Raw genomic sequence first — 26114 nt, 5'->3', positions numbered from 1 at the left:
AGTTGAAATATTTAATATGTATAGCAGTTGTTTTCTGATGCCGATTCAAGCCCTCTTATTTGATCTCGATGGCACGTTGCTCGATCGCGAGATGTCTTTAGTGCGTTTTATCGCCGATCAACATCTCCGCTTGATCGCTCCGATCTCGAACTGTCCGGCTGATGTCTACCAGACCCTGTTCATCGAATGGGATCAACGTGGTCTCGTTTGGAAAGACCGCGTCTACCAGCAACTCGTCGCTCACTTTCAGCTGGATGTCTCCCCGGAAGTGCTGCTCGACGATTACTTGACCGGGTTCGCAAAAACCAGTGTCCTCTTCCCGGGAACGATTTCTTTGCTCGAATCTCTGTCGTCCTCTTACCGTCTCGGGCTGATTACGAACGGGCGGAGCGATCTGCAACGGTCTGTCATCGAAGCGCACGGCTTACAGCACTTTTTTGATCCGATTTTGATTTCGGAAGAAGTTGGTCTTTCCAAGCCGGAGCCTGCGTTGTTTTTACGTCCCGTACAAGCCTTTGGACTGGAGCCGGAACAGGTTCTGTTCATCGGCGATCATCCGTTGCATGACGTCGCCGCGGCTAAAGCCGTTGCATGACGTCGCCGCGGCTAAAGCCGTCGGGATGCCGGCACTTCTGAAATCGACCGCTCCCGTTGAGGGCACGTTACACGACTGGTCGCAGCTTTTACCTTTCATCACACGACTCAACCAGGAAAGCAGGTTTTAACACATGAAATCAGAATATCAGATCCGCCCCTATCAGGAACAGGACTTCCCCGCGATTCAGCGCTTAAATGCGGCGGAAGGCTGGAATCAGCTCGTCCGTCTGCATGACCGGACAAAACTGGCCTGGCAACATTCCAATGCGGCGTTTGTCGTCGAACATGCGGGGGAAGTCGTCGGGTATGTCCGCGGAATGACCGACACTCAAGTGACGTTATACATTTGCGAATTACTGATTGATGCCGAATTCCGGGGCCAGGGTCTCGCACAACAGCTGTTTGCCCGCCTGCATGAAGCGTATCCGACGACGCGAATCGAAGTCCTCGCGTCGAGCAGTTCGGAGAGTTTTTACCGCGGTCAGGCATTCCGTCCGTTTTACGGATTCCGGAAATCCTTCGAATAAACGGTTCATCGCATGTCGTTCCAAACGGTCTCAAAAGCCGTCCCCTTCACGTCAAAATAAGCATGGAGCGGTTCATACAACGCATATCCGCCTTCAATCAACTGGAACTGGTTCGTGACCCCATCGGTCATCGTCACGTCGACAACCCGGATTTGTCGATTGTTCTGTACGTCAACCGGCAGTTCAGCGTCTGAAAGCGGCACGGTCGCACTGAGACCGGTCAACAGATCCATCCAGGCTGCGGAAGGAGCAAGCAACTTTTTCTGCCCCGTTTCCCGCGTCCGTTCAGTCTGATAGCTGATTTGCGTGATGCCTTGATCGAGCCGGAGTTTTTGGAAATAGTCCGCTTCGTAGGTCGTCCCGTCCAGGATCCGGATCATTGACTTGCCCTCTTCCCGACCGATCGCAAGCAACCGGACCGTCGGCGCATATCCGTCCAGTTCGTAAATCGTATAGTCTGTCAGGTTTGAGGCAAAGGAATCGTTTAACCGTGCCGTTTCATTTTCTTCCGTCAACGTGTTTTCGGACGTCCCTAGCTTCTGTCCACGCAACTGTTGCGCTGCTGCTTCCGAGACCGTCGTTCCGGTCTCGGTATACATCATCCCTTGATAAACAAGTCCCGGGACCATCGAAGCGGTCGTTTGTCCGGTCGGCGGATGTATCCACGACTCGATCCGGTCATACTGCATCAGACCGATCAGCAGGATCGCTGCCAACACCAGTTGCGGTACCCGGTGCTTCCGTCTGTTCCGGTGGATCCCCTGTTTCATCCGCGTATGGACGCTGTCCGGTACGGAAAGTTCTTCTAACGCTGACTCCAGTTGCTGTTTCATCCGGACTCTCCTCCTTTTAGTTGTTGCCGCTGTAATTTTTGAATTGCCCGGTACAACGTACTTTTGACGGTACTGACCGGAATGTCGAGCAGGTCGGCGATCTCCTGAAGGGAATAGTCGGCTTGATACCGTAACGTCAAGAGCGAACGTTCCTTGACGTCGAGTCGTTCGAGCAGATCAGCCAGAAACAGTTGATTTACGACGACGTGTTCAAACGAAGCGGTCTGCGGTTCTTTCAAGTTCTCCATACCGTCGGTCGTCCAGACGAGCGTTTGGTGTTTCTTGAGCTGATCGAGTGCCGCGTTGATCGTGATCCGCGTCAGCCACGTTTTAAAATACGTGATTTCCTTCAGTGATTTGCGATACTTCCAAGCCCGAAAAGCGACTTCCTGCACGTTTTCGAGTGCTTCCTGTTCCTCCTTCAAATACAGAAATGACATCCGGTAGATGTAATGTTCTTCGGCATATAACGTTGCAAGGAACGTTTCATCCGTCCAACTGCCGGCACGCTTTTTTCGGAACACGGGACTTCCCTCCTTTCTTCTCTCTTCATTAGACTGAGCATACACCGTTTTAGTTTCAAAAATCTGTAAAAAAATCAGATAGGAGATCAACACATGAACTTTTATGCCTTGTATGATCTCGTGCCCTGGGATGAGCCGCTGTTAATTGGTGTCTCCCTGCTTTTGCCGGAGCATATCGCAGCTCGCGTCAATCCGCATCAGGAGCTTAAGGATGCTGGGTGAATCGAATCGATAAACAAAGAGGAAGACCGGCTCTCGATATACGAGGTCCGGTCTTCCTCTTTGTTTTTAATTGCGTCAGGAACAGGATTTTTCTGTCACTTCTGCTTCGCCTGATCTTTCTTGGCATGAAATTCTTTTAACGCCCGGTTAAAATTAACGATCAGGGCACTGATGATACCAATTCCGAGCAGAACATACCCCATCGTAAAAATCTTGCCGATCGGCGTGACGGGATGAATATCGCCATAGCCGACCGTCGTCAGCGTCATGACGGAAAAATACAGCGCATCGAGATAACTCAGCTGTTCGACGCTGTGATAAAAAAACATCCCGACCGCAAGGAGAAAAGCGCCCGATAACATGACGGCTTTTTGCTCATCTTGCCGAAACAGAATACGTAACACGTGGTACATGTTGCGCATCAAGATGAAAAACGGAATCATCCTCACTGCTCCCTTCACAGGTAAACACGACCGTCCGCTGTTTTGCTTCTCTGTTAGACAAATACCCGAAAAAAGGGAGAACGATTCTTCCGTCGTCTCCCTGCCTGCTATGGTAAAATCGTTTACATCAACTGCGCCTTATGCGCTAAGGAGGTCACCTCTTGCGGATTCAAATCATCGGTGGTTCCGGCACCGGCAAAAGTACGCTTGGCAAGTGGATTGGGCAACAAGAAGGTATCCCCTGGATTGACACGGATCATTACCTGTGGAAGGACCGCACCTTTACCGAAAAACGTTCGATTGCAGAGCGGTATGCGTTATACAGATCGGATATCGAACAACATCGGCACTACATCGTATCCGGCTCCGTGTTCTCATGGAATCCCGACGGTTTTGCCGACCGGGAATTGCTTGTTTTTTTACGTTTAAATGAAGACATGCGGATGGAACGTTTAATCCAGCGGGAACAGGCACGATATCCCGATTTCACCGGCTCCAATGAATTTCTCGATTGGTGCCGGACATATTTGACGGCGACCGATCCGGCGATGATCGGGACGCTCGCCGAACACCGCTTTCAAATGGAACAATCCGTTTCCCCCATCATTCAGATTGATGCCGCTTTACCGACGGACGTTATCTACCGACACATTAAATCCGCCTATGAAACACTTTCTGAAGCTTAATCATTGCATCATGTCGTACACCTTTAGACCTGTCCAGACACTAAGCCCGCACCAAAGCAACACGATGCAGCCGCCGACAAACCAGTTTTTCGGTTTGTCCGCACGCACCAAGGCTTCCGCTTTGGCGGTACAGTCCTCAATGACGTCCTGCGGCAACATCTTCAGTGCCAACAGGATACCTAACGGGACTAAAATCAGGTCGTCGAGGTAACCGAGTACCGGGATGAAGTCCGGAATCAAATCAATCGGACTGAACGCATAAGCGACGACACCGGCCGTAAATAATTTCGTATACTAGGCGACCCGGTTGTCCTGATAGGCGAAATACAAGATGAACAGCTGTTTTTTTAACGTTTTAGCGGTCTCCTTTAACGTGTGCAACATGATGAGTCTCCGTTCTTCGATGTATTCATCGGAACCAGTCGGCTCCTTCTCGCTTTAAAAAGTCGATTTCCTGTTCATAATGCGTGACGTGTCCGTCATCAATCATCCGTTGAAACGCGTCATCGCCTTCCGCCGCTCTCCGGTGAATCGTTTTGATCAACGCTTCCACGCGTAGCAGCACGGTTTCATACATCTCATCCTTCAGCTCCGCTTTGCCGTAAGCAGACAAAAACAGAAGGACCCGACGCCGGATCCGTTCTTGATCGTTGACCGGATTGTAATGAGCCGGCTCACCGTCTTCTGTCATTTGATGCCTGCTTAACGGAACAAACGTGTACATCGTATAAGCGATATCCCAAATCCGTGGTCCCGGGGCAGCGACTTCGAAATCGATGATCCCGACCGGACGCTCGTTTTGGAAAATGACATTATAGACGGCGAAATCATTATGACAGATGAGTTCAAGCGGTTCCGGTGTTCCGTCGAGCGGCTGCCAATCGGTTGGTATTGGAAAATCCGCAACTGCCTCGTGATAGGAACGTAACAACCGTGCTGTTTCTTCCAAAACGCGGTCTGACTGCATATACGGCTGAAGCGGATAATTCCCGGCCTCTCCTTCGATGAAGGACAAGATTTCACGTCCCTGTGGATCGATTCCTAAATAGCGTGGGCTTCCTTCAAATCCTTTTTGCTCAAGATGTTGCAGTACCCGGTGGACCCGAAGACTCTCCGGTTTCTGTTCCCGTCTGACCGTCTCCCCGATCCGCGAGACGTCGGAGACATTCCCGCCCGTCAATGGTTCTTCCTGCTCCGATTGTTTCATGTTTTATCCTCCCCTTTTGACTGATTGAATACCGGGACAAGAATCGCCGCTCCGGCTAAACTGATGATGAGATCGCGCCACGAGAACAACTCAATATTAAAATGAAGAAGCGTTGTTATCCCGTTCGTGACAATGAATAAAAGGACATACAATGTCAGGCTGAGCGGCACCATCCGTTTCACGAACCGTGGTACACGGATCCACAGCCGCAACAATCGTTCTCCTATCTGATCCATCCCATTCACCCCAAACTCCAAATTTTCCCTGTTCCTGTTCAGCTTATCATGCCTGAATGAATCACTCAAAGTGTTCTCATGCTTAATCAACTGTTAGACTAAAAGCAGCAGAACCAGGAAATGGAGAGGATTTTCATGAAAGCGATGACGATTTCAAAATACGGACAGGTTCCGCTCGAACAAACCGAACAGCCCCGCCCGGACGTCCGCCCGCATGACGTTCTTGTCGAAATTCACGCGGCGAGCATCAATCCGGTTGATTTTAAGATTCGGGACGGTGACGTCAAGCTGTTGATCCCGTATCAGTTCCCGCTGATTCTCGGGAATGACTTCGCCGGCATCATTGTTGAAGTGGGTCATGCCGTCAAGCAGTTTCAAGTCGGTGATGCCGTCTACGGACGGGCCGAGAAAAATCGAATCGGTACCTTTGCGGAATACATCGCAATCGATGAACAGATGCTTGCCCTAAAACCGGCGTCGCTCTCCTTTGAGGAAGCAGCCTCCATCCCGCTCGTCGGCTTGACGTCCTATCAGGCATTACACGACGTCTTGCAGGCGACGCCGGGACAAAAGATCCTGATCCAGGCCGGTGCGGGCGGCGTCGGCACGTTTGCCATCCAACTAGCGAAAGCAATGGGCTTGTACGTCGCAACGACGGCGAGTTCCGCCGGACATGATTTGGTTGCGTCACTTGGCGCTGATGAAATCATCGATTACCGGACGGAAGCGTTTGACGAAGTCCTGCATGATTATGACGGTGTCTACGATACGATCGGCGGTGAGACGCTCCGGCGTTCGTTTAAAATCGTCCGTCCGGGCGGACACATCGTCTCGATTTCCGGACTGCCTAACGGCCGGTTCGGGAAATCCTACCGGTCCGGTTTTCTGAAGACCAACCTGTTCCGCCTGCTGACGCTCCGCGAAACATGGCTTGAACGGAAACACCGGGTCACGTACACGTTTTTATTCATGCGACCGAGCGGACGCCAACTGGAACACATTACAGAATGGATTGAGACCGGACAAATCAAACCGGTCATCGACCGCATCTATCCGTTTGAAGAGGCACAGGCTGCGCTCGAGTATTCCGAGTCCGGTCGGGCCAAAGGAAAAGTCGTCTTACAAATGAAATAAGCCGGTCAAACGGTCAGGAAGACGACAGCCCAGCTGGTAACTTCCTGACCGTTTTTTTTCATTGATGACTTCTTTAAATCTTTTTATCTGACCAAACTATAAATGATATAATATGTTAAATATAGGATATTAAATTCTGAATTTGGAAAGGAGTACACTGATGGACGTCAGTAGCGGTACTTCGTATAAGTATTATTTTTGGAAACGGTTTTTTCTGCTGTTCATTCCTCTGTTTTTGATCGGTGCGTTACCCAACCCGTTTATTATGGGTAATCCGTTCGCCAGTCTTGAGGATTATGGCGAGTTTGCTTTCGCCATCTGTTTCTATTTAGTTACTTTGTCCGGCATTTCTGCTTTTTTCGTCTCGATGCGTTGGCGAATGAAACACAACCGCCGTTGAGCTCGATTCCCCCACTTTAGGTAAAAGGAGACCACCTACTATGTCCCGGAAGACTTTTTTTACGGCGGCGTTGACGTTGACGCTTGTCGTCACGGCAGGATGCACCGATTCGAATGCAACGAAGCAACAACCGAAAGTTTCGGCAGATCAGGCTCAAGCTGCGCCAATCGTTGAACCGGTCACTGCTTCGTTTTCCTACTATGGAAAATACATGCCGCTGAGCGACAATCCGAAACGGTTACGCTTGGAAGCCATCAGACATACAATCTGGCCCCGTTCTTTACCGGACAAACCGTCGTCATTGCGCCGGACTATCTGTATGAGCAATCGATCTACTATACGCACGTTAAACAAACGAGCGATACAACCATTAACAGTTATATTTACCGCTACAGCCAAGGGTCGAACGATAACCAGGTGCTGCATACAGTCAATAGGACGATTGGTATGACGACCGGAGTATCGCATTACCTGTTTTGGGTCGAATACAATCAAACCAAAACCGGACAAAAATGGGCGATTCGCTTGCTGGACTTGAAGACGGAAAAAATCAATACGCTTGATCAAGGGATCAGCCGTTATGACACGGCGATTCCTTATCTGGATACGTCGTCCAAACGGGTATCCTGGATGACGCATGAAGCGACACCGACCCGAACGAAAACCATTCTCAAGTCGTTTGATGTGGCGGAAGACGCCATCATCATCCATCAGCAGTATATTTTAAAAGAAGGCGCAAAACGGAATGGACCGTATCCATTTGACTTCCGCCGGAGCGATGCCGGGCTGATTTTGCATACAAGTACTTTCAAAAACGGTCATCAAACGCCGACACTCGAGACGTTTGACGGCACGTTCAAACGACGGATGAACGGGCTGATTGATTTTGAACACAACAAAAAGTATGTTTCGATCGGCGAAGAAGGCTCCGCCCTCTTCATGCCTAAGAAAGGACGACAACCGGGGTACCAGTTCAAACCGTCGGACAACCGCTTGACGGTTGACGCGTTCCGTTTTTTATCGGCTGACCGCGTCATTTTTCGGGAGAGTATGACGCGACTCTGGTACGCCGATCTTGCGCGCGGCACCGTTTCTCCCTTGACGAAAATGACCGATACGACGTCCAAACCGATTTATGCCAACGGGAAGCTCGCATACGGGGTATCGGACGACGAACAGATTGAATTCCATGTCATCGATATAAAAAAATGATTGGTTAAGACCGTTCTTTTCGTGTGAAAAGGACGGTCTTTGTTTTGTCCGGAGGGGTCCATTTCGAGCGTTCGGTATGCTACACTTTTGGTAATAATTAGTCATGAGGAGGAAATACGATGACGAAACATCGGTTGTACACGACAGCGTTTTCGAGTGTCTATCCGCTTTACGTGACAAAAGCGGAACGCAAGGGTCGGACGAAACAGGAAGTCGATACGATCATTTGCTGGCTGACCGGTTACTCGGAGCAACAACTCGCAACATTAGCGACGGATCAGACGACATTCGAAGCCTTTTTTGCGGATGCCCCACAGATGCAGGAACGTCGATTGTTAATCAAAGGTGTCGTCTGCGGCGTCCGGGTCGAAGACGTCGAGGATCCGTTGATGCGGGAAATCCGCTATCTCGACAAGTTGATTGATGAACTGGCAAAAGGAAAAGCTCTCGAAAAAATTCTGCGGTAGAACACAAGGAGGACAACCCATATGCTGATAACGATTGCGTCATGTTTCGCCATCGCGACACTGGTGATAAGCGTTCTGTACGGATATTTCTACGTTCAGAAAAAACAACAAGGCATCCCGCTTTCTCCCCGCACGAAAGCTGTTTTTACATCTTTGATCATTCTTTTCGGTACGGCGTCTCTTCTGATCACTCAGTACTAAAAAACCGGACATCTCAAGCAGGTGTCCGGTTCTTCTGTCTAACGTTAAAAGCGCTGATTTAACCAAACCATGACATCCGAAATCATCTGATCGGATACCGTATGATTGATGGACGGATACGTGAGGAACGTCAAATCACGATTCAGTTCCGTTGCTTGCTGCACGCAGTGTTCCTGCGTCTCGATCGGAATGACCGTGTCGCATTGACCATGAACGAATAATGTCGGTGCGGACATTGCTTGCAGGACAGGATCATACGCCTTCAAACGTTGTTTTTCTTCCATTGTCAACTCAGCTCTGTTGTCGCGCTGTCGAAAAAGCTGTTCCGTAAATAAAAAGGATCCGGAGCCGTTGATATTGATTATCCCGGCGCTGCCCTGTTGTTTCGCAGCGATACCGCTCGCGATGAATCCGCCCATCGAAACACCGAGCCAGATGATGTCTGCTTGTGTTACGTTCAACTGCTTCACGAGCGTAACGGACTCCTCAATGCTCTGAAAAACGATCGGCCAGAAATGTCGTTCAACGACACCGTGATTAAAGTATGCCTCCAGCCGATCGCGGCTGTCATGCAGGTGGAGTTCCGGCACAATGACCGTAAACCCTTGTTCCGAAAGCGTTCGGGCGAAGTCTTCATATTTTGTCACGCTTGATCCCCAGCCGTGGTACAGGCAGATGGTTTTGCGATAATCCTGACGCTGAGCTGGAAATATCCGAAGTGGCAAAGTGGAATCAGTTAACAGGTTCATTTAATAAGTCTCCTTTTTTAATCTCTAGATGAGGAAATGACAATTATGTAAGTTGCTTGAAACATCCATTTTTTGTTATGTTTGTGGATGAGAGGAGGAAGAACATGGGTTTACTCTGGTTCAATCTAATCATGCTAGCCTTTTACTTACCGAGTCTGATTCTGCATGAGTACGGGCATGCATTCGCCGCCCGCTTAGTCGGTCTACGCTTACAATCAATTTCCATCGGCAAAGGTGAATCCTTCTTACAAATCGGTCATTTTTCCCTCGCCCGAAAGCAATTTTGGGAAGGACTGCACCGGTCTCAACCGTCAGAGATTTCGCTCAGCCGTGGACAACGAGCTGTTGTATTACTCGGCGGAGTTGGTGCTAACTTGACAGGTGGTGTATTTGTTTTGATCCTGAGTCTGCTGTTTCCGAGTCCGATCATGCACTTGTTGGCTCAGCCATTCATTCAAGTTTCTTTGATTTTTATCGTATTTAATCTTCTTCCGATTCGCTTATCCAGTGGTATTGCGAGCGACGGCCTGCAATTGAAACAGCTGTTTTTTAACAAAAATCAACATACGTCCTGATAGGAGTCGAGTTCATGCTGAGACCTTTACTGCTCGCAAGCAGTTTATTGCTCGTCGGATGTACTGCCGAGCAACCGAAAACCGTTCCATGGGGAGAAGAGACACCGGCTCAAATCGAGCGGTTAAAAGCTCACGATATTGAGTTTACGGTTAAAGACGGCCAAGTTCTGATTCAGGAAAATCAGGTCGAAGAAGCAATGAAGTGTTGTACTTAACTTAAAACATGATCATACGGTTATTTCCTTTAAAAGTTCAGGAGATAGCCGTTTTTTGTTACTGAATTACAACATTAAATCAAAACACCATTCCCGACTGTAAAGGCCTTAAACGCGACAGGTGACGACAAGCGGATCCAGGTCGATGGTTTTCCGTATTTCATCGAAGCATCGATAAACGTTTCCAGTGTCTCGACGGACGGCGTATACAATTTGACCATGAAGTTAAACGTTCCGGCGAGCCGGTGGCACTCGATGACATCCGGATGATCTTGGCAAAACGCGATAAACGCGTCGCATTTTGTATCTTCGAACATCAAAATCGCCATGATGGTTTTTTCAAGCGCAACGGGATTAATGACGGCCCGATATCCTTCGATGACACCACGGTACTCGAGTTTCTTGACGCGCTCGTTGACGGCCGGTGTCGACAGACCAACCGTTTTGCCGAGTTCCGTCCAGGACATCCGTCCATCTCCCTGCAAGGTTTGGATAATCGCATAATCAATTTCGTCCATTTTTCAACCCTCCTAATATTATGAAGACATATCTTAAAATTACCATTCATTTTCAGGTGAAGCTACTGAATTCCAAGGAAAATCGTCTGTCCGGTTCTGTTCTGCTTTCGTACAATAAAGACAGATCAAACATAAGTGAGGTGAACGACATGCAGGCAACAAACTGTACCCGCTGTGCGGAGACATTTGAAGAAGGTCAGGAAACGTATCATTGTTCGCACAACTGTACTTTTTGCAAAGAGTGTACCGAAACAATGAATTCGATTTGTCAAAATTGCGGGGAAACATTAGTCCGGGTAGAACAGTAATACATACATCAAGGGAGCGGATCATTGGAAACCGCTCCCTTCGTTCGTTATTCACGTGTCGACACCTTGCGTTCTGCCAGCCGGTCCTTCGCCTGTTCCTGATGTTTCTGAATCGTACTTTCTCCGACCGCTTTTGCCAGTCCCCGTGTCGGCAGATTGACATACATCGTCTCGTAGTTGCTGATTTCAAACGTCTCATGGAAAATCCCGACGGCGTTACTTGCCCGCGACAACTGATTAAATTGTTTCCAGGCGGTCAGATGGCGGTTACAGTGCGAGTAGGCAATCAGAGCGTCGGAGGAACGCCAATATTGAATCAACGTGACCGACCGCCATCCGACGAGCATCTCATGCGACAACAAACCAACCTGCTGCTCATAACATTCCTCAATCATCGGTGTCATCGCCTGGACGGCCGGCCACCATTTCCGGACCGATCGCAGACGGTTGATCCGTAAGCCGATTATGAATACGACGATGTCTTCATTTGGTGTCGCGATCACGCGTTTCATGACGATGTTCCTCCTTCGAGTGTCTGAACGGACGCTTCACACCATTCGAGCAAGGCTTGTGTCTTTCGTTTACCGTAATCGAGCGTCAACAGCCAATACATCGCTTCGTTTGTTTCAGGAGAGGCACGAATCGTTTGTTCAATCATCTGGTACGTCTCCAACCGTTCACGGAGCAGAGCGGCATGCTGATCGATTTTTTGAATCGTAGTTTCTTTTGACTCATGACGGGCAAAATAGAGTTTCAGTAACAGTTCATTCCGCTGGACCGGTAGTTCGGTCGTCGGCTCCTGGACCCAGCGTTCGAGTTCCGCCTCGCCGTCCGGTGTCAAAACAAACGTCTTCCGGTCATCCCCTTCTCCGGTTTCTTCAACGATTAATCCTTCCTGCGCCAACGTCTTCAACATCGGATAGACCTGTCCGAAGCTGATCTTCCAAAATGATTAAGGCTCGTATCAATCGTATGTTTCATTTCGTAACCGGACGTACAGCCGCTTGCCAGCAATCCTAAAATCGCATATCGTGTCATGTTTTCTTTAGGCATCGGATTCTCCTGTATCTTTTAGATATATATATATATTCCCGGTCATTCAGTTACTAAATAAATATTCAGAATATTTATGAAAGAAACATCAGCTTACATTCCTGTAAGCTTGCTTTCTTTTTTAGGGCAATGGATTCGTTTCGCTATACACTAATAGAGTTTTCATTTTCCTAAAACAGAACGGGAGTTTTTTGCTATGCCTTATTTTTTAAAACTCAGCTTATTCAGCCTTGTCCTGCTGCTTGTAGGATGCAGTCAACCGGAATCGGAACCAACGCCCCCGGTTCCAGCACCAAAAGAATTGATCCGAAGTGAGACGTTTTCGCCGCTCGGACAAAGCAATAGTTACGATTTAACGGCTGTCTATCAGCGGTATCCTTACCTGTCCGGTCCGAGTTACATCGATGAAACCGCCTTGTATTTTTACGCCTCAAACGAGAAGAACAGCTTCATTTTCCGTTATTCCTTAACGGATCAAAAGCTGCAAAAATTGTATACGACGAAGCAATCCATTTACAAACTGGTCGGTGTCGGACGGCAGTTATTTTGGATCCGTTATCAAGATCATGCGAATGACAGCACATGGACACTGGAGACCATGGATTTAGCGACCGGTTCCATCCAACAACTGGATCAAGGAACCGAGCCGAAGCATTTTTACCCGGATTTGCAGACGACAGCGACGCATGTCTCCTGGATCAAGCATATGAAAAAGAACCGTCAGATACACTCGCTTGTGCAAAAATATGATGCGGCGACCGGGTACGTCACGACACAAAAAACACTGACGTTGAAGGAAACAGCAACCCGGACCGGAGCATATGCGCAACATCTCCGGGACGGAGACGGTGGAATTCTTCTCGATCAAACCACGTACAAAGCGGATGAAAAAACGACCGCCTACACGACACTTTCCGGAAAAACGATCAAAAAAGCCACGATGCCGCTTGATTTTGCTTATGGGCGGCACTATCTCGCAACGGGTGCGGAAGGAAACGCTCTGTTCCAGTCGCATGGATCGAACCGGACATCGTACTACTATACGACACCGGAACCGTATGATCTGACTGATGCCTTTTGTTTCCTGTCAGCCGATCGTGTCGTCTTCCGGGAAGAACAGCATCAACTCCTTTATGCGGACCTGATAAACGGGACGGTTGTCCCGCTGACGGACAAGGAAGGCGAGTATTCGAAACCGGTTTTCACGAACGGTCGACTCGGTTACAGTGTGCTCCGGGATGACGGAACATTACATTTCCACCTCATACAACTCAAAAAATAAGGAAAAACACAAAAACCCGTCCTGTCATGGAACGGGTTTTGTCGTCTTTCTTACATTCACTGTTGCTCCGCGTACGCTTTAAAACGGTCAAGAATCGCCTTCCAGCCCGCTTGTTGCATTTCGGGCGGATTCGTCGACTCCGCTTCAAACGTTTCAACGACCTCGGTCTCATCACCGTTCGCCGAAAACAGAATCGTCACGTGGCGTCCATCGTCGATCGTGTACGCTAATTTTTCATAAAGAATGACCTCTAGCTAGACGCCGGAAAAATCAAAGCCGACACTTCCGTCCTTTGCCGCCATGTGACTGGAAAAATGTCCCCCCGCCTGGACATCATTCGTTGCTTCCGTCGTATGCCAATCGTCAGAAGCCGCGTTCCAGGCTTTAATGTGTTCCGGTTCCGTCCAGTACGTCCAGACGTCTGCGACCGGACGTTGGATGACGGCGTTGATTTCAAGTGTTTGCGATTGCTCCATTTGACTCGCTCCTTTGTCAGTAGAAAATCCGTTCTTTGTTTAACGTTCTGCTTTAACTGAACAAATTCTTCTTTTTGAAAAATGGTTTATTTTGTCAATCATTCAGGTATACTAGCTTTACAGTTAATAAAAGTTAATCGGTTAATAAAAAGGAGTGCTAATAATGGAACAGCAGGCGATTTTGATTCTCGAACAGTATGAACAACTCAAAGTCATCAGCGATCCGATGCGGACGAAGATGCTGATGCATCTGATTGAACAGCCGCATACTGGCCAGCAATTGGCACAAAAGCTCGACGTCTCCCGGGCGAAGATTTTGTATCATCTGCGGGAACTCGAAAAGTATCAGTTGATTCGCCTTGTCAAAGAAGAAGTCCGGGGTGGCAATGTATTGAAGTATTATCAAGCTGTCGCCCGCGGATTCATTCCAGCTGATCATCTGCTCAATCTCGTCGAGACGAAACAGGCGACACGCCAGTCGTACATCGAAGTGCTCGACCGGGCGAAAACACGTGTCTTGACGGCGCCTGAACGTTCGTTTGCCCCGAGTTCCCCTGACGTCGAGAACTGGGAAAGTCTGTCGCTGCAAAAAGAACTCCGGCTTACACCTGAGCAATTCTTGACGTTTACGAAACGTTACCGCGAATTGTTATTGGAAGTCGAACACGATGCATCAACGGATGAGACAGATCAAAAATTATATTACGTCATGGCGACAGCCTTTGAAATCGAGGCCGCCTTATTTGAGGAGGGACGAGATGCAGGCGACTGACTCGGGACACCATCAACCGCTGTTAAAGAACCGTTCGTTTCGAGCACTTTGGCTCGCCAGTACCTTTTCCTTTCTCGCCCTATCCACTTACCTGTTTGCCGAGCAGTGGTATATCCTCCGCGTCTTGAAACTTGATACTTATTTAGGTCTCGTCTTGATACTGACATTGTTGCCGCGGATTTTTTTAATGGTGTTCGGCGGTGTCATTGCCGATCGGTTCAAGAAATCGAGCATCTTACGGTATTCCAGTCTGCTGCGGCTCACTTTTGTTCTGTTATTGCTGTCCGTTTATCACCTCGAGCTGCTGACGATTGTTCCACTTGCATTATTTGCTTTTACGTTCGGTTGCATCGATGCCTTTTTTTCCCCTGCCAGTGCGTCCCTGTTGCCACTCCTTGTCTCAAAAGATGACCTGACGCGGGCCAATTCGATTCTTCAAACCTCCAATCAGATGGCGTTATTCTCCGGACCGTTGTTTGGCGGTGTACTGCTGACCTTCTCATCCTTCCATTTCTTATTTTTGACGATTGCACTGTTTCTTTTGCTCGCATCGCTCGGTACCTTTTTCATTCGCGAACATCCCATCGACAATCCGACTCGGACATCTGCCCGGATTGAACTTGCTCAAGGATTTCATTATGTGTTTGCCGACCCATACTTAAAACGGATCCTCTTCCTGCTGATTATCATCAACTTCTTCTTTTTTGGTCCGTTGCTGATGGGTATACCATTACTCGTCGATCGGGTTTTAGGTGGTCAAGCGCTTGACCTCAGCTATCTCCAAGGTGCGTATCAGCTTGGCATGTTGCTTGGTGCGGCCTGGATCGGCTTCAGCAACCTCATCAATCAGTCTTTCCGTCTGTTGCTGTCGTTGATTGGTCTGCTTGGAGTCGGCCTTGGGTTGCTGGGACAAATCGGACACGTCTGGCAAGGCGTTCTGCTGCTGCTGACAATGGGTGGGATCTCCTCCATCATCAATGTCCTGATTTTGACGACAATTCAAACGACGACACGACCACAGATGATGGGACGGGTCATGAGCCTTGTCAATGCGTCGTCCAACGGTCTGGTTCCATTGTCTTACGCTGCCCTGTCCCTCACCTTGTCGTTTGAGGTCCGTCTCGAACAGATTCTTTTCTTCTGCGGTTGCGGAATCGTTGTTGTCGTATGTACTGCCTTCGTCCGGATCAGGTGAACACATCAAAAAAAGTCGTGTCCCGTTTCAGGGGATATGACTTTAACTTGTAGAAATGAATTAACAGGAACGAAAAATCTTGAGACATTGACAAAAGTGAGTGCATCAAAACTAACCGTGAGGAGCATACGTGTATGAATATAAACATCCGTCAATTGTCAGCTCATGAGAATCCGCCGATGGAGCTCTTGCTGACAGCGGACCCGTCTCAGAAAATAGTCGAAGAATATTTGAAAAGAGGTCGTTGTTTCGTTGCTGAAATAAGGAATCAACTGATCGGTGTGCATGTTCTTCTACACACAAGACCGCACACAATCGAAATCGTAAATATTGCAGTAGACGAGAAGTATCAAGGAAGCGGCATCGGAAAATTTCTCTTACAACATGCCATCGAAACCGCGCAAGCGATGGGATACGGAACCATCGAAATCGGGACAGGAAATTCAAGCATTGGTCAGTTGGCACTTTATCAAAAATGTGGATTTCGGATTGTTGGAGTCGACCTGAACTTCTTCTTGCGGCACTACGAAGGGGACATTATTGAAAACGGTATCCGGTGTACCGATATGATTCGGTTATCTCAAGACATCTAAGAGTCTTCCGCTAAAACAACTTGATGGATCAACGTATGTCTCAGGAAAACGACAAAAAAGCGGTCCTTCTCGATAAAGAGAAAAACCACTTCGTCTTCAATCATGTCCGGGCTTAGCGTATGGCGTGTCCATTTAAATAACTGTCGTAAATTTCTTTGCCGTTTCATTCAGTTCATGCGCCGACTCGCTGACGGTCTCGAACCGTTGCAACGTCTCTTCCATGACGGAGACACTGGACGAGGCATCGGCGTTTGCCCGCGTGATGCCCTGTTGAATCCGCTCCAGTTCCTTGTTCATCTGTTCCGTCGTATTTCGGACGTTGACGACGGCGAGTTCAACGAGCTTCGAGAGATTACGGACTTCCGTCGCGACGACGTTAAATCCGCTGCCGTGCTCACCAGCACGTGCTGCTTCAATCGAGGCATTCAGCGACAGTAAGTTCGTCTGTGCGGCAATCTCTTTGATCGTCCCGGTGATTTTTGTGATTTCGGAAGACTGTTCCTGCAGATTCGCGAGTGTCCGTAAATTTTCTTTGGCATCATCCGCCATCTTCTCGATCGTTTGTTTGAGTTGCCGGCTTTCCTGTTTGCCTTGCACGGAGCGGGCATCCAGATCCGTTGCGATGCCGGCAAAAGACGTCGCATACTCCTGGATCGTTTCTTGCCGGTCCGTGATATCAGAAGCAATCTTGACGACGCCGACGACTTTGTTTGCTTCATAAATCGGCATATAAGTTGCTTCAAGCCATATCGAGTCGCCACGGGCGTCAATCCGTTCGATTTTATCAGCCGAGCTGAAACCGGCCAGTAGTTTGCTCCATAATTTCTGATACGCCTCACTGTTTGCAAAATCCGCTCGGCAAAACAGGTGGTGGTGCATGCCAATCATCTCATCGCGTTTGTACTTCATCGTCTTCGCGAACAAGTCGTTGACATCAACGACCCGGCGTTGCGTATCAAAACGAATCATTGCGACATTGTGGGTCAGGGCTTCCAGAATATCAGCAGAAGCAAGGGTAGGGTTTGTTAGTTGGGGTGTCGTCATGTGGTTAATCTCCTTCAGGTCATCATTTCAAATTTCATCCATTTAGTTACGAAACTATTTTGTGAAAAAACGATTTTATCTGCCATTCATCATAACAAGTCCCATTTCCGCTTTACATCAATCTGCTCATTTCGAGAAAAACATTGACCATTATCTCAAAATAGGTCTTTTTTAGGAATGGTTTCTCCCTTCTTTAGAATTTAATACCAAACAAGAACTTTTGTCGTCAAAAAGTGGTTCTTAAAAATCTGATACAAAAAAAGTCCTCTCCGATTCACAAGGAATCGAGGAGGACTTGCTTATTTCAGAATGAAACCACGGTCATTTATAAGCGTTTCCCATTCACTTAAGTACATATAATCTTGTGCACCGAGCGGATTGTCGAGTTTCGTAATGAACTCAAGACTGTTGCCGTCCGGATCATTGAAATGGATCTTCGCATGAGCATACTGGGCGATCGGCATGACGAACGGTTCCGTCCTTTCAAAACCAAACGCCTTACGCGGCGTGAATCCGCGTTCCGTCAGCCAAGCGACTGACTCACGCAAACCGTCGAGTGAAACGTGAAACGCGATATGCCGGATCGACGGATGATACGGCAACCCGACTTGGACCGCCTGCCAAAGACCAAGCCAGCTTTGCTCTTCAACAATCCAAAGAAAGGCGATTTTTTCATCCACGATGTGATCAAGCTTCAATCCGAGTCCCTTATAAAACGCGATGGACCGCTGTAAGTCGCGGACGGGCAGATGTGCTTCATATAGGCCAAGAATCATCGCCGTTCACGTGCCTTGACGTGTCCGTTCAATGCCTCGATATAGCGGCTTGCCGAACGGGCGACGACTGCCTTCGCATCCGTAACGACGATTTTATGGAATGCATCGTAGATTTGATTAAAACGGACGTCTGTTAGGGCGGACGCCATCTCAGCGACAGTCGCCGCCGGTAACGGAATCAGGTTCGGATAACTGTACATGAAGCTGACCCACGCGCGGTCGGCGACGACACGGACAATATCCCCGGTCAGCAAAATCCCGCGTCCTTCGTTCCCTGCCATCCACTCGAGCACGGTCGCTCCGTCAAAATGACCGCCGATCCGGTGTAAGATGACATCCTCACTTAACGCGAGTTGATCGCCGGACCAGAAAACGATCTGTTTACTCGGTCGTGTCACCCACTCTTGATTCGCTTCGTGGATATACAGCGGGATACCAAATGTTTCCGCCCACTCGACCTGGGTCGCGTAATAGTGCGGGTGCGACAACGCCATCGCGTCGAGTTGTCCCACGTCCTCGATGACTGCCTGATCGAGATAGGTGATACAGTCCTAAAGAATCCGTTTTGTCCCCGCAACGAGGTAAGCGGTCTGCCCGATCTCGAACTTCGGTGTCGTGACGAGACTTTGAAGTCCCGCTTGTTCTTCTGTCACCGTCGTCTGATACGTCCCGGACGAAATCAGATCCGGAAGGGTTGTCCACGACTGACCGTTTGGATTCACATATTGCCGTTCATCGGTACAAATCGGACAGATGTCGTCCTGTGTTATGTTTTCATCCATCTGCACTCCACATGTCGTACAAATTAAGTAAGTCATTCCATTCCCCCCTTCTGTTTAAGATTTTCTGACGCGTACCCAGATGATATTGATCAAGGCAAAAATCAGAGCCCCGGCTACGAATCCGAGCAGAACACTGACATCAAATGTCCCTTTCGCTTCGTAAACAATCAGTAAACCGACGATCGCGCCAATCAAAACGCCTAACACACGAAGTACAATCTTTCCGTTTGTCATCGTCATGCCCCCTTTGTTCATTTGTTTTACAACGTTCTTGGTGCATCCGCCATCGCGTTCGCGAGAATCATGTAAATGATTAAATTGATCGGAAGCGGAATGACAATGAAAATCAGACGGACGGCCAATGATGAAATACCGAAGTGTTCCGCGAGTCCACCGCATACTCCCTGAATCGAGCGGTCGGTAGCTGATCTGCGTAATGATTGTGCCAATTGTCTCCCCTTCTTTCATTGATTCCATGTTGGGTGATTCATCCATATGTTACAATAATTAGTATAACGCAACGGAGTCCGATTTTGCAGGGGACAACCCCTTTGATTCGGAATCTGACAGAAAGGACGTGAGCAGTTGGACATGTGGTATTTGATTCAGGAACGGGCGTTACCGTTCTCGATTTTGGCTTTACTGATGATGGCGAGTGCCGTCGTCGTGTATGTTGTTTGGAAAAGACAGGTCAGCTTGCCGTTGCCGCTGCGTATTTTTACGACCGTCGTCTGTCTGATCTGCATCGTCGGTTCAGCCGGTTTGATGCTTTTCACACTGTTCGTCGGCTACAACAGTTAAAAGAATGCGAGTCCGTTAAACAAACAGACGTCACTTTCCCTCAAGGAGGAGAATGACGTCTGTTTTTCATTCATCGTGTGACTGCCCGCTCAAAAGCGGACGGAGTACGGTATTCTTGATCCTGCCAAATCCAACGTTTCGCTGTTCCATTAGCCAATCGATAGGTGTTCTGTTCGAATTGATTGCCGGAGCTTATCTTAAAAAAGTGGGCGACAAATAGATTATCTTGCCCCGTCGTAAACGTATTATGGTCAATCCGGTTATCCCGGACATCGTGCTGGACCAACAGTTGACCGCCTTCGAGTCCTTTCGTATCATTGCCGGTGACCTGATTCTGTGTAATCCGGACCTGCTTCGTTCCGCCCCGCTTCTTGTCGTAGCCGCCGATTGAAATGCCGGTGAACCGGTTTTGTTGGATGAGATTGCCGCGGACCGTGACTTGTTCCGCATATTTTCCCGCATGTTCACTCGTCACTTCGATGCCGATATCATTCCGTTCGACGGTATTTTTTTCGATTGTCAGCTGCTTTCCACCGTCGACATAAATACCGGCTGCATTGTACTCTTTGCCGTAGACCGGATTGCCGTAACTTGAACTGTCGGAGACGTGATTGCCAGCAATCGTCCCGTTCCGTGCATAATCCTCGGCCGGATTCGTTGCGACGCCTTCATATCCGATCAAGTCGATCCCGATGTTATCGTTCCGTCGTACAGTGTTGTCCGTGACGGAGAAACCGTTGATATTGCCGTTCAGAACCAAAGCTTCACTGGCCCCGAGCCGGTTATCTTCGACCCGGTTACCCCGGACAGTGATCTTCTTCAAACGACCGGTGCCGTAAATTGCAATCCCGTGAGCGTTGCCGTCTTTCGCGTTCGTCTTGATTCGCCGGACCTGATTGTCGATCAACTCAATGTTCCGGCCAGTCCCAGTCACAAAAATTCCGATCGGAGTCTCATTGGTTCGTGTCGTTTTGATATCGGCGACCACCAGTCCTTGAATCGTCACGTACTGCTTGTCCTCGATCCAGACGAGCGCCGTGTCTCCGTCTTTTTGCTTCAGCGTTTTACCACTTAAGACCACTTTCTCCTTTTGATAATTCCTAAAGACGACCGGTGCTTGTTTCGTCCCGCTGTACTTGACGGTTAACGCTTCCGGATATGTTCCTTTACGCAGATAGACCGTTGTCCCGGCTTTCGCAAGCTGACTGGCTCGTTTCAGTGTTTTCAGCGGTTGTTTGATTGAACCGGCATTCGTATCCTTGCCGGTCGGCGCTACATACAGAACTTTTTTCGCGGCTGTCGACTCCGCCGGTTGTTGTTGCCAGGTCGCTGAACAGCCAAATAGTCCGAGCGACAGTAAAAGAATAAAACGTTTTTTCATGTAATCCGTCCTTCCTGTGATACCTAATCAGATTGTAAATATCATCCATTCCCCTTACACTGAATATACTTACAGATGAAGGACGTGACGTGGATGTTGAAACAACTGCTTGTCTGTTCACTATCGGCACTTTTACTTGCCGGTTGCACCGCAGAAGAAACCGGTCCGAAAAAAGTCATCAAACCAACGGAACTGCCGTTGACACTTAAATTCGTTGAGTCCAAAGAACCGGAAGATGCCTTTGTAAATAGCGCGACCTATGTCATGACCGGTCAAACGGATCGCCCCCTTTACCTGACCGGAATCGAATATTTTGCGTCGGGTAAGCAGAAAATCTGGTTTTCCGAGACCATCAAACCCGGTCAATATGACGGAAAATCACTGAAACTCAGTCAACAGTCTGATCGCGCAAAAGGCTACCGGTCCTACAGATATGAGCTTGAGGATACGATGAATGAGTGGTCCGAAGAATCAAATGATTTAAAAAAATTCTTGATGACGGGTGTCGAGTTTCAGAACCAATCATTCCACGCATCTGAATATGACCTGTTGATGTTAGAAAAGTCGACCGTCCATGAGTCCATGATGGGAAGATCATTAGCTGCTATCGATTCTCCTGCAGGCATCAAACTCAAAAAAGGCGAGCATGCTTTTACGATTTCATTATCGACCAAATCCTTCGGTACACCAAGTGCACGTACACTATGAAAACAGACCTGTCTCTTTATCGAAAAGAGGCAGGTCTGTTTCGTTCAGTGCCGCTGATGCGGCAAGGGAATCGTCAATGGTTTAAAGTCCGGTCCGAGCAGGATCTTCATTAAAAAAATCAGCTGTCCGGTGTGATAGGCATAATGCGCGAGTTGCCGTTCAATCGCGTCGACGACGAGATGCGGTTCGCCGCGGATCAAGACGGTCCGTTCCAAATCGTCCGGTGTCAAGGAAACAAGCGTTGATTCGACGAGTTTCCAGCCGTCGTTCCATAGTGTCAGCAAGGTCTCTTTATCATGCCCCTGGTCGACAAACTCGGCGTCCCGGTTGCGGTCCGGCTTTTCCCCGTCTGTCGTCAAAAAGTCGGTCCAGCGTGACGTCATATTGTTTGTCATATGCTGGATCAACAGTGCCACACTGTTCGTATCCGGCGCCAGTGTCTGATGGAACTGTTCCTCGTTCAGCCAACCGAGTGCCTGCTCCGCCGGTTCGCGGACGGCCCGGAACCGTGCTTGAATTGCTGTCAAATACACCTCTTCAAACGCCATTTCATTCCCTCCCTTTGCTGTTAATCGATCACGAAGTCCACGCCGTTTGCTCCTGCGACCGGTATCGTCCGTAACGTTTTTAAGTTGTCATCCGTGACGATCAATCGGCCTTTTCCGGAAAGTGACGTTTTACTTTCCGTGAAATACGACGTCTTCTGATACGGGTTCCGGTAGAGGTACCGATAATAGTGACCCTGTTTCCAAAAATCCGGTCGGACTTCTTCAACCTGGAACGCTTGTCCGAACGTCCACTTCACGAGCCGTTGATCGGTATCATTTTCACCGGTGCCGATGATTTGATAACCGGTCCGTTTATTGATCATCCGCATCGGTGTCCTCGACGAGTAACTAGCACCGTCTAAAGTTGAAAACGACTTTTGCTGCATCGTTCCGTTCGTCTTCAGCCGGATCATCACGCCGTCGGTCGTTGCAAAATACGCTGTGTCTTTCGCACCGTATAACGCCGTATAGGCATACGGTTCGTCCGCTTTTCGAATGACGCGTGATTTTCCGGTCGTCTGGTCGAGCAGGACCATTCCGGCCGCCCCTTCTTGATCATCCTCGGTACCGTTGTTGGCATAAGCAATCGTCTGATCCAGTTCAAGAATCGGTGAATCAAAGACCGGCATCAGCCGATCTTCAATCGGATACCGCTTGTCTGTCCGGACGTTGATTAACTGAATGTTTTCCTTTGGCTTCGAGGCATTCGATTCCAGCCAGACATCTTTCCCGTAATGGGCAACGGACGTGATCGCTGTATTCGGCACTTCGTGTTTTGTAAACGTGCCCCGTTTTAAATCGTACGTAAAAAAGTGATCGGCTTCGATGCCATCCGGGTGATGTGCATAGATGTGCCGCGGATCCGTTCCTTTTTGTGACAGCCTCATCCAATAGAAATCCGGGTCAGCAATCGTTTCCCTTTTCAGTTCTTTACCCGTTTTCGACAGTGTCGTCATCAATCCCGGTTCCTGCGGATCGTCCTGTGTTTCTTTATGACGGTTAATATCGCTTCCATACAGCAGGATGACCTGACCATCTTTTGGTGTAAACGTCATCGTCGTGAGATCCTTCGAAATGACCGGGTAGGAAACGGCTTTTGGTTCCTCCGGACGTAATCCGAGATATACAGCACCTGCACTGACAAAAACGGCCAGTCCCGCCGTTCCGTACAGCATTCGTTTTTTCCATGGTTGAAGCATCTTCATCATCCTTTTTCTGTATCGTTATCCTCTTTATTATAGGTGTCATTTGGAAAATTGACCCTAATTGAAATAGAGAAAGACCAAGGATTTATGGAATAAATACCCAGTACTTTTTTTATTCAGGTGTCATTCATTTTTTTGAAAAACTGTCCGATAGATTAGTAAGCAACACGAATTACTCATCAGGAGGTTTATATGAACACGACTCGGACTCATTCCATCAGAACACGTTTACTGCTCATCATCAGCTTGATTCTCATCCTGTTCTTTGTTTTCAGCAGTGTCTCGCTTTACCTGACGACGAAACAAACGGCGTTATCGACGCTTAAAAAGACAGCGGAACAGGATGCGCTCCGGATTGCCAAAACGGTTGATTCCGACGCCTACCAAACATTTTTAACGAATCCGACGAATGACGCGACGTATGACCAATTACGCGAATCGCTTGATCAATTACGCAAACAAAACGGCTTGTTGTATGTCTATACGGCAAAAATCGATCAAGGTAAGGTCAAACTGTTGATTGACGGTCTTCCGATTGCTGACGCCGCGAAAATCAATGATCCGGCAACAGGAGCCGTCGCCTCTGACATGAAAGAAGTTTTACAGGGAAAAACCCACGCAACTGATGTCATTGATGATCCAAAGTACGGAAAATATATCAGCGTCTACGTCCCCTTAAAAAGTCCGACCGGTGACATCATCGGCATTTTAGGAACCGACATTGCCGCGAAAGATGTTGAGAACTTGACGTCTGCGATGCTCAAACAATCGTTGCCGCTCTTCATCGGTCTATTGGTCTGTTTACTGGCTATGACACTGGGGCTCCTCTACTACATACTCGGACGGAAATTAAAACCGCTCGAGACCCTGCAATCCGTCGCTAAGATGATTGCCGACGGAAAACTCGATCAGGCACAGCAAACGATGCATCATTTAAAAATTCCGGCAAAAGATGAAATTTATGCACTCGCCCGCTCGATTCAACAGATGAATGAAACACTTCGAACGATGATCGTCGACATTAATCGGACGACGGTACTCGTCACGGAAACGAGTCAGGCGATTGATGCCGGAACAACGGAGGTCTTGGACGGTTCGACGCAGATTGCCGAGACGATGTCGGAAATCGCGACCGGAACGGAAAGTCAGACCCATACGACACTCACCTTGACGGATGAGATGACCGGTTTCTCAAGGCTGGTCCAAAAAACCGCAGCTGACAGTCAAGAAATCGAACAGACGGTCGAGACGATGCGCAGCACGACGCAAGACGGACAAACCCAGATGAAGCAGTCCGTTGTCCGGATGAATACGATTCATGCGCATGTCGCGGAAGCTACGGAACAGGTCCGGCAATTAAAACAACAGTCAAGTGATATCCAAGCGCTCGTTACGATCATCCGGGACATCGCGGCGCAAACGAATTTACTTGCCTTGAACGCCGCCATCGAAGCGGCGCGTGCCGGTGAACAAGGCAAAGGATTTGCGGTCGTCGCAACCGAAGTGAAGAAACTGTCGACACATGTCGCAAGCAGCGTTGATCAAATTGCGGCAATTGTTCAGAACATCACCGGCAATTCGTCCCAAATGGAAGTCCGGTTTGCTGAGACGTTACAGGAGACGGTATCCGGTCAACAGGAAATTCAGGCGACGGACAACTCGTTTTCGCACATCGCGGCACAAGTCGGATTAGTGGCCTCGTCCGCTGCCGGGATGCGGCAACAAATGCTGGCTGTTGCCCGGACGGAAGAACGGATCCGCAGTGCCTTGACTGAAATCGCCGCTGTCGCCGAAGAACATACGGCAGGTAACGAAGAAGTCGCCGCCGCCTCCGAACAGATGATTGCGACGATTACCGGACTGCATGTTCTGGTCGAGACGTTGAATGAAACATCGGCTTACTTGACAGATCAGACAGAGAAGTTTGAACTGGAATCTTGAAAAACGTCCGTTTCCTCGATGGGAAGCGGACGTTTGTTTGTGCTAACATTTAAATCGAAAGCGCTGAACACGACTTGAAAGGAGTTTTTCCATTGAAACAAATCCATCACCTCTGTATCCAAACGACCGATTACACCGCGTCGAAAACCTTTTACGAACACCTCGGCTTCGAACTGGTCCAGGAATCCCCTGATTTCCACAGCCGTGCGTTTAACAGCTGGCTGAAGCTCGGTGACTTCTACATCGAACTGCAGACGAACAAAGTCGACGAGACCTTGACGTCCTATACGAAACATACGGCAGGTCCCGTTCATTTCGCGCTGTACGTCGATGATTTACAGGCAGAAGTCGCCCGGCTCGAACAGCTCGGGATTCCGTTTTTACCGAAACACGGCGGCAACATCTATTTCGTCGTCGACGGTCACCTCAGTAAACTGAAGGCACCGGAAGGAACGATCATTGAACTGCGGGATACATGGACGATTAAAGAGTAAATAGATATT

Annotated in this window: 36 protein-coding genes and 3 pseudogenes; 20 read left to right on the top strand and 19 right to left on the bottom strand. The window is 48.8% G+C overall.

Translation table 11 applies throughout. The features are described 5' to 3' along the window. Positions 1-37: 37 nt before the first annotated feature. Both EXIG_RS07985 and EXIG_RS07980 read left to right on the top strand, forming a co-directional pair. Entirely contained in the window at positions 38-595 is a 558-nt protein-coding gene (locus EXIG_RS07985; protein ID WP_012370422.1) for an HAD family hydrolase, read from the top strand. Between the two features lie 133 nt (positions 596-728). Then, a complete protein-coding gene (locus EXIG_RS07980) occupies positions 729-1124 on the top strand; it encodes a GNAT family N-acetyltransferase (RefSeq protein ID WP_012370421.1) in 396 nt (131 codons plus the stop codon). 5 nt (positions 1125-1129) lie between these two features. Here the strand turns inward: EXIG_RS07980 and EXIG_RS07975 are convergent, their stop codons facing one another. Continuing rightward, complete coding sequence (locus EXIG_RS07975; protein WP_012370420.1) at positions 1130-1957, bottom strand: hypothetical protein; 828 nt, start codon at positions 1955-1957, stop codon at positions 1130-1132. Beyond that, positions 1954-2481 carry an RNA polymerase sigma factor gene (locus EXIG_RS07970; RefSeq protein ID WP_012370419.1) on the bottom strand — a complete coding sequence of 176 codons (528 nt, stop codon included), beginning with the start codon at positions 2479-2481 and terminating at the stop codon, positions 1954-1956. Before EXIG_RS07970 ends, EXIG_RS07975 begins: the two co-directional genes overlap by 4 nt. 93 nt (positions 2482-2574) lie before the next feature. On the opposite strand from EXIG_RS07970, the gene EXIG_RS16165 reads away from it, so the two are divergent. Beyond that, positions 2575-2703, top strand: coding sequence for a hypothetical protein (locus tag EXIG_RS16165; protein ID WP_012370418.1), 129 nt, complete (start codon positions 2575-2577; stop codon positions 2701-2703). A gap of 95 nt (positions 2704-2798) precedes the next feature. Here EXIG_RS16165 and EXIG_RS07965 read toward each other — a convergent pair whose 3' ends face one another. After that, on the bottom strand, positions 2799-3146 hold the full coding sequence (locus EXIG_RS07965) for a potassium channel family protein (RefSeq protein WP_012370417.1): 348 nt from the start codon (positions 3144-3146) through the stop codon (positions 2799-2801). Positions 3147-3307: 161 nt separating this feature from the next. Between EXIG_RS07965 and EXIG_RS07960 the strand changes: the two genes are divergently transcribed. After that, positions 3308-3832, top strand: a complete 525-nt coding sequence (locus EXIG_RS07960; protein ID WP_012370416.1) for a shikimate kinase — start codon at positions 3308-3310, stop codon at positions 3830-3832. Between the two features lie 167 nt (positions 3833-3999). Here the strand turns inward: EXIG_RS07960 and EXIG_RS16255 are convergent. The 3 genes and pseudogenes from EXIG_RS16255 to EXIG_RS07945 all read right to left on the bottom strand — a co-directional run. Continuing rightward, a pseudogene (locus tag EXIG_RS16255) lies at positions 4000-4102 on the bottom strand (YkvA family protein); the annotation flags it as partial. A gap of 139 nt (positions 4103-4241) precedes the next feature. Continuing rightward, positions 4242-5039 (bottom strand): phosphotransferase, encoded by a 798-nt coding sequence (locus tag EXIG_RS07950; protein ID WP_012370415.1) that lies wholly within the window; start codon positions 5037-5039, stop codon positions 4242-4244. Then, positions 5036-5275 (bottom strand): hypothetical protein, encoded by a 240-nt coding sequence (locus tag EXIG_RS07945; protein ID WP_234944599.1) that lies wholly within the window; start codon positions 5273-5275, stop codon positions 5036-5038. Before EXIG_RS07945 ends, EXIG_RS07950 begins: the two co-directional genes overlap by 4 nt. 135 nt (positions 5276-5410) lie before the next feature. Between EXIG_RS07945 and EXIG_RS07940 the strand changes: the two genes are divergently transcribed. From EXIG_RS07940 to EXIG_RS07920, 5 genes are all read left to right on the top strand, one after another. After that, positions 5411-6409, top strand: a complete 999-nt coding sequence (locus EXIG_RS07940; RefSeq protein ID WP_012370413.1) for an NADP-dependent oxidoreductase — start codon at positions 5411-5413, stop codon at positions 6407-6409. A gap of 160 nt (positions 6410-6569) precedes the next feature. After that, positions 6570-6809, top strand: coding sequence for a hypothetical protein (locus tag EXIG_RS07935; RefSeq protein WP_012370412.1), 240 nt, complete (start codon positions 6570-6572; stop codon positions 6807-6809). Between the two features lie 447 nt (positions 6810-7256). Next, positions 7257-8021 carry a hypothetical protein gene (locus EXIG_RS07930; RefSeq protein ID WP_012370410.1) on the top strand — a complete coding sequence of 255 codons (765 nt, stop codon included), beginning with the start codon at positions 7257-7259 and terminating at the stop codon, positions 8019-8021. Between the two features lie 119 nt (positions 8022-8140). Further along, the gene (locus tag EXIG_RS07925) at positions 8141-8488 is read left to right on the top strand and encodes a DUF2200 domain-containing protein (RefSeq protein ID WP_012370409.1); all 348 of its coding nucleotides are present in this window, start codon (positions 8141-8143) and stop codon (positions 8486-8488) included. A gap of 21 nt (positions 8489-8509) precedes the next feature. Then, the gene (locus tag EXIG_RS07920) at positions 8510-8689 is read left to right on the top strand and encodes a hypothetical protein (RefSeq protein WP_012370408.1); all 180 of its coding nucleotides are present in this window, start codon (positions 8510-8512) and stop codon (positions 8687-8689) included. Between the two features lie 44 nt (positions 8690-8733). Here the strand turns inward: EXIG_RS07920 and EXIG_RS07915 are convergent, their stop codons facing one another. Next, entirely contained in the window at positions 8734-9438 is a 705-nt protein-coding gene (locus EXIG_RS07915; protein ID WP_012370407.1) for an alpha/beta fold hydrolase, read from the bottom strand. A gap of 104 nt (positions 9439-9542) precedes the next feature. Here EXIG_RS07915 and EXIG_RS07910 point away from each other — a divergent pair, with 104 nt between their 5' ends. After that, positions 9543-10013, top strand: a complete 471-nt coding sequence (locus tag EXIG_RS07910; protein WP_012370406.1) for a site-2 protease family protein — start codon at positions 9543-9545, stop codon at positions 10011-10013. 14 nt (positions 10014-10027) lie between these two features. Next, positions 10028-10228: a hypothetical protein gene (locus tag EXIG_RS07905; RefSeq protein ID WP_012370405.1), complete on the top strand. Its 201-nt coding sequence runs from the start codon at positions 10028-10030 to the stop codon at positions 10226-10228. Positions 10229-10302: 74 nt separating this feature from the next. Here EXIG_RS07905 and EXIG_RS07900 read toward each other — a convergent pair whose 3' ends face one another. Next, positions 10303-10746, bottom strand: coding sequence for an Lrp/AsnC family transcriptional regulator (locus tag EXIG_RS07900; protein ID WP_012370404.1), 444 nt, complete (start codon positions 10744-10746; stop codon positions 10303-10305). Between the two features lie 20 nt (positions 10747-10766). Here EXIG_RS07900 and EXIG_RS16225 point away from each other — a divergent pair, with 20 nt between their 5' ends. After that, a complete protein-coding gene (locus EXIG_RS16225) occupies positions 10767-11054 on the top strand; it encodes a DUF1272 domain-containing protein (protein ID WP_148206614.1) in 288 nt (95 codons plus the stop codon). Positions 11055-11101: 47 nt separating this feature from the next. Here the strand turns inward: EXIG_RS16225 and EXIG_RS07895 are convergent, their stop codons facing one another. Further along, complete coding sequence (locus EXIG_RS07895) at positions 11102-11566, bottom strand: DUF4188 domain-containing protein (RefSeq protein ID WP_012370402.1); 465 nt, start codon at positions 11564-11566, stop codon at positions 11102-11104. Beyond that, positions 11563-11970, bottom strand: a complete 408-nt coding sequence (locus EXIG_RS07890) for a PadR family transcriptional regulator (RefSeq protein WP_052294385.1) — start codon at positions 11968-11970, stop codon at positions 11563-11565. The genes EXIG_RS07895 and EXIG_RS07890 overlap by 4 nt, the downstream gene beginning before the upstream one ends. Positions 11971-12303: 333 nt before the next feature. Between EXIG_RS07890 and EXIG_RS07885 the strand changes: the two genes are divergently transcribed. After that, positions 12304-13389: a hypothetical protein gene (locus EXIG_RS07885; RefSeq protein ID WP_012370401.1), complete on the top strand. Its 1086-nt coding sequence runs from the start codon at positions 12304-12306 to the stop codon at positions 13387-13389. A gap of 56 nt (positions 13390-13445) precedes the next feature. Here EXIG_RS07885 and EXIG_RS07880 read toward each other — a convergent pair. Beyond that, positions 13446-13865 (bottom strand): annotated as a pseudogene (locus tag EXIG_RS07880) (SRPBCC domain-containing protein). Positions 13866-14028: 163 nt separating this feature from the next. Here EXIG_RS07880 and EXIG_RS07875 point away from each other — a divergent pair. The 3 genes from EXIG_RS07875 (at position 14029) to EXIG_RS07865 (ending at position 16425) form a co-directional block, all read left to right on the top strand. Next, a complete protein-coding gene (locus EXIG_RS07875; protein WP_012370400.1) occupies positions 14029-14637 on the top strand; it encodes an ArsR/SmtB family transcription factor in 609 nt (202 codons plus the stop codon). Continuing rightward, on the top strand, positions 14624-15832 hold the full coding sequence (locus EXIG_RS07870) for an MFS transporter (protein ID WP_012370399.1): 1209 nt from the start codon (positions 14624-14626) through the stop codon (positions 15830-15832). The genes EXIG_RS07875 and EXIG_RS07870 overlap by 14 nt, the downstream gene beginning before the upstream one ends. Positions 15833-15972: 140 nt before the next feature. Then, the gene (locus EXIG_RS07865) at positions 15973-16425 is read left to right on the top strand and encodes a GNAT family N-acetyltransferase (RefSeq protein ID WP_041261931.1); all 453 of its coding nucleotides are present in this window, start codon (positions 15973-15975) and stop codon (positions 16423-16425) included. A 132-nt stretch (positions 16426-16557) separates the two neighbouring features. Here EXIG_RS07865 and EXIG_RS16220 read toward each other — a convergent pair whose 3' ends face one another. From EXIG_RS16220 to EXIG_RS07840, 5 genes and pseudogenes are all read right to left on the bottom strand, one after another. Beyond that, on the bottom strand, positions 16558-17469 hold the full coding sequence (locus tag EXIG_RS16220; protein ID WP_012370397.1) for a methyl-accepting chemotaxis protein: 912 nt from the start codon (positions 17467-17469) through the stop codon (positions 16558-16560). A 299-nt stretch (positions 17470-17768) separates the two neighbouring features. Continuing rightward, positions 17769-18245: a VOC family protein gene (locus EXIG_RS07855; protein WP_012370396.1), complete on the bottom strand. Its 477-nt coding sequence runs from the start codon at positions 18243-18245 to the stop codon at positions 17769-17771. Further along, a pseudogene (locus tag EXIG_RS07850) lies at positions 18242-19063 on the bottom strand (hypothetical protein). Before EXIG_RS07850 ends, EXIG_RS07855 begins: the two are co-directional and overlap by 4 nt. 18 nt (positions 19064-19081) lie before the next feature. Continuing rightward, the gene (locus EXIG_RS07845; RefSeq protein ID WP_012370395.1) at positions 19082-19261 is read right to left on the bottom strand and encodes a hypothetical protein; all 180 of its coding nucleotides are present in this window, start codon (positions 19259-19261) and stop codon (positions 19082-19084) included. Between the two features lie 26 nt (positions 19262-19287). Then, positions 19288-19476 (bottom strand): PspC domain-containing protein, encoded by a 189-nt coding sequence (locus EXIG_RS07840; protein WP_012370394.1) that lies wholly within the window; start codon positions 19474-19476, stop codon positions 19288-19290. Positions 19477-19618: 142 nt separating this feature from the next. On the opposite strand from EXIG_RS07840, the gene EXIG_RS07835 reads away from it, so the two are divergent. Next, positions 19619-19828: a hypothetical protein gene (locus EXIG_RS07835; protein ID WP_012370393.1), complete on the top strand. Its 210-nt coding sequence runs from the start codon at positions 19619-19621 to the stop codon at positions 19826-19828. A 70-nt stretch (positions 19829-19898) separates the two neighbouring features. Here EXIG_RS07835 and EXIG_RS07830 read toward each other — a convergent pair whose 3' ends face one another. Continuing rightward, positions 19899-21209 (bottom strand): right-handed parallel beta-helix repeat-containing protein, encoded by a 1311-nt coding sequence (locus EXIG_RS07830; protein ID WP_012370392.1) that lies wholly within the window; start codon positions 21207-21209, stop codon positions 19899-19901. 93 nt (positions 21210-21302) lie between these two features. Here EXIG_RS07830 and EXIG_RS07825 point away from each other — a divergent pair, with 93 nt between their 5' ends. After that, positions 21303-21917: a hypothetical protein gene (locus EXIG_RS07825; RefSeq protein WP_012370391.1), complete on the top strand. Its 615-nt coding sequence runs from the start codon at positions 21303-21305 to the stop codon at positions 21915-21917. 44 nt (positions 21918-21961) lie between these two features. Here the strand turns inward: EXIG_RS07825 and EXIG_RS07820 are convergent, their stop codons facing one another. Next, on the bottom strand, positions 21962-22465 hold the full coding sequence (locus tag EXIG_RS07820) for a DUF1572 family protein (protein WP_012370390.1): 504 nt from the start codon (positions 22463-22465) through the stop codon (positions 21962-21964). A gap of 20 nt (positions 22466-22485) precedes the next feature. Next, entirely contained in the window at positions 22486-23673 is a 1188-nt protein-coding gene (locus EXIG_RS07815; protein ID WP_234944598.1) for a hypothetical protein, read from the bottom strand. A gap of 189 nt (positions 23674-23862) precedes the next feature. Between EXIG_RS07815 and EXIG_RS07810 the strand changes: the two genes are divergently transcribed. Further along, a complete protein-coding gene (locus EXIG_RS07810) occupies positions 23863-25611 on the top strand; it encodes a methyl-accepting chemotaxis protein (RefSeq protein ID WP_012370388.1) in 1749 nt (582 codons plus the stop codon). A gap of 92 nt (positions 25612-25703) precedes the next feature. Beyond that, on the top strand, positions 25704-26105 hold the full coding sequence (locus EXIG_RS07805) for a VOC family protein (protein WP_012370387.1): 402 nt from the start codon (positions 25704-25706) through the stop codon (positions 26103-26105). The last annotated feature ends 9 nt before the right edge of the window (positions 26106-26114 follow it).

It is taken from the genome of Exiguobacterium artemiae 255-15, from assembly GCF_000019905.1.
In the GTDB taxonomy this organism is placed as follows: Bacteria; Bacillota; Bacilli; order Exiguobacteriales; family Exiguobacteriaceae; genus Exiguobacterium_A; species Exiguobacterium_A artemiae.
This window is presented reverse-complemented; position numbering and strand designations above follow the sequence as displayed.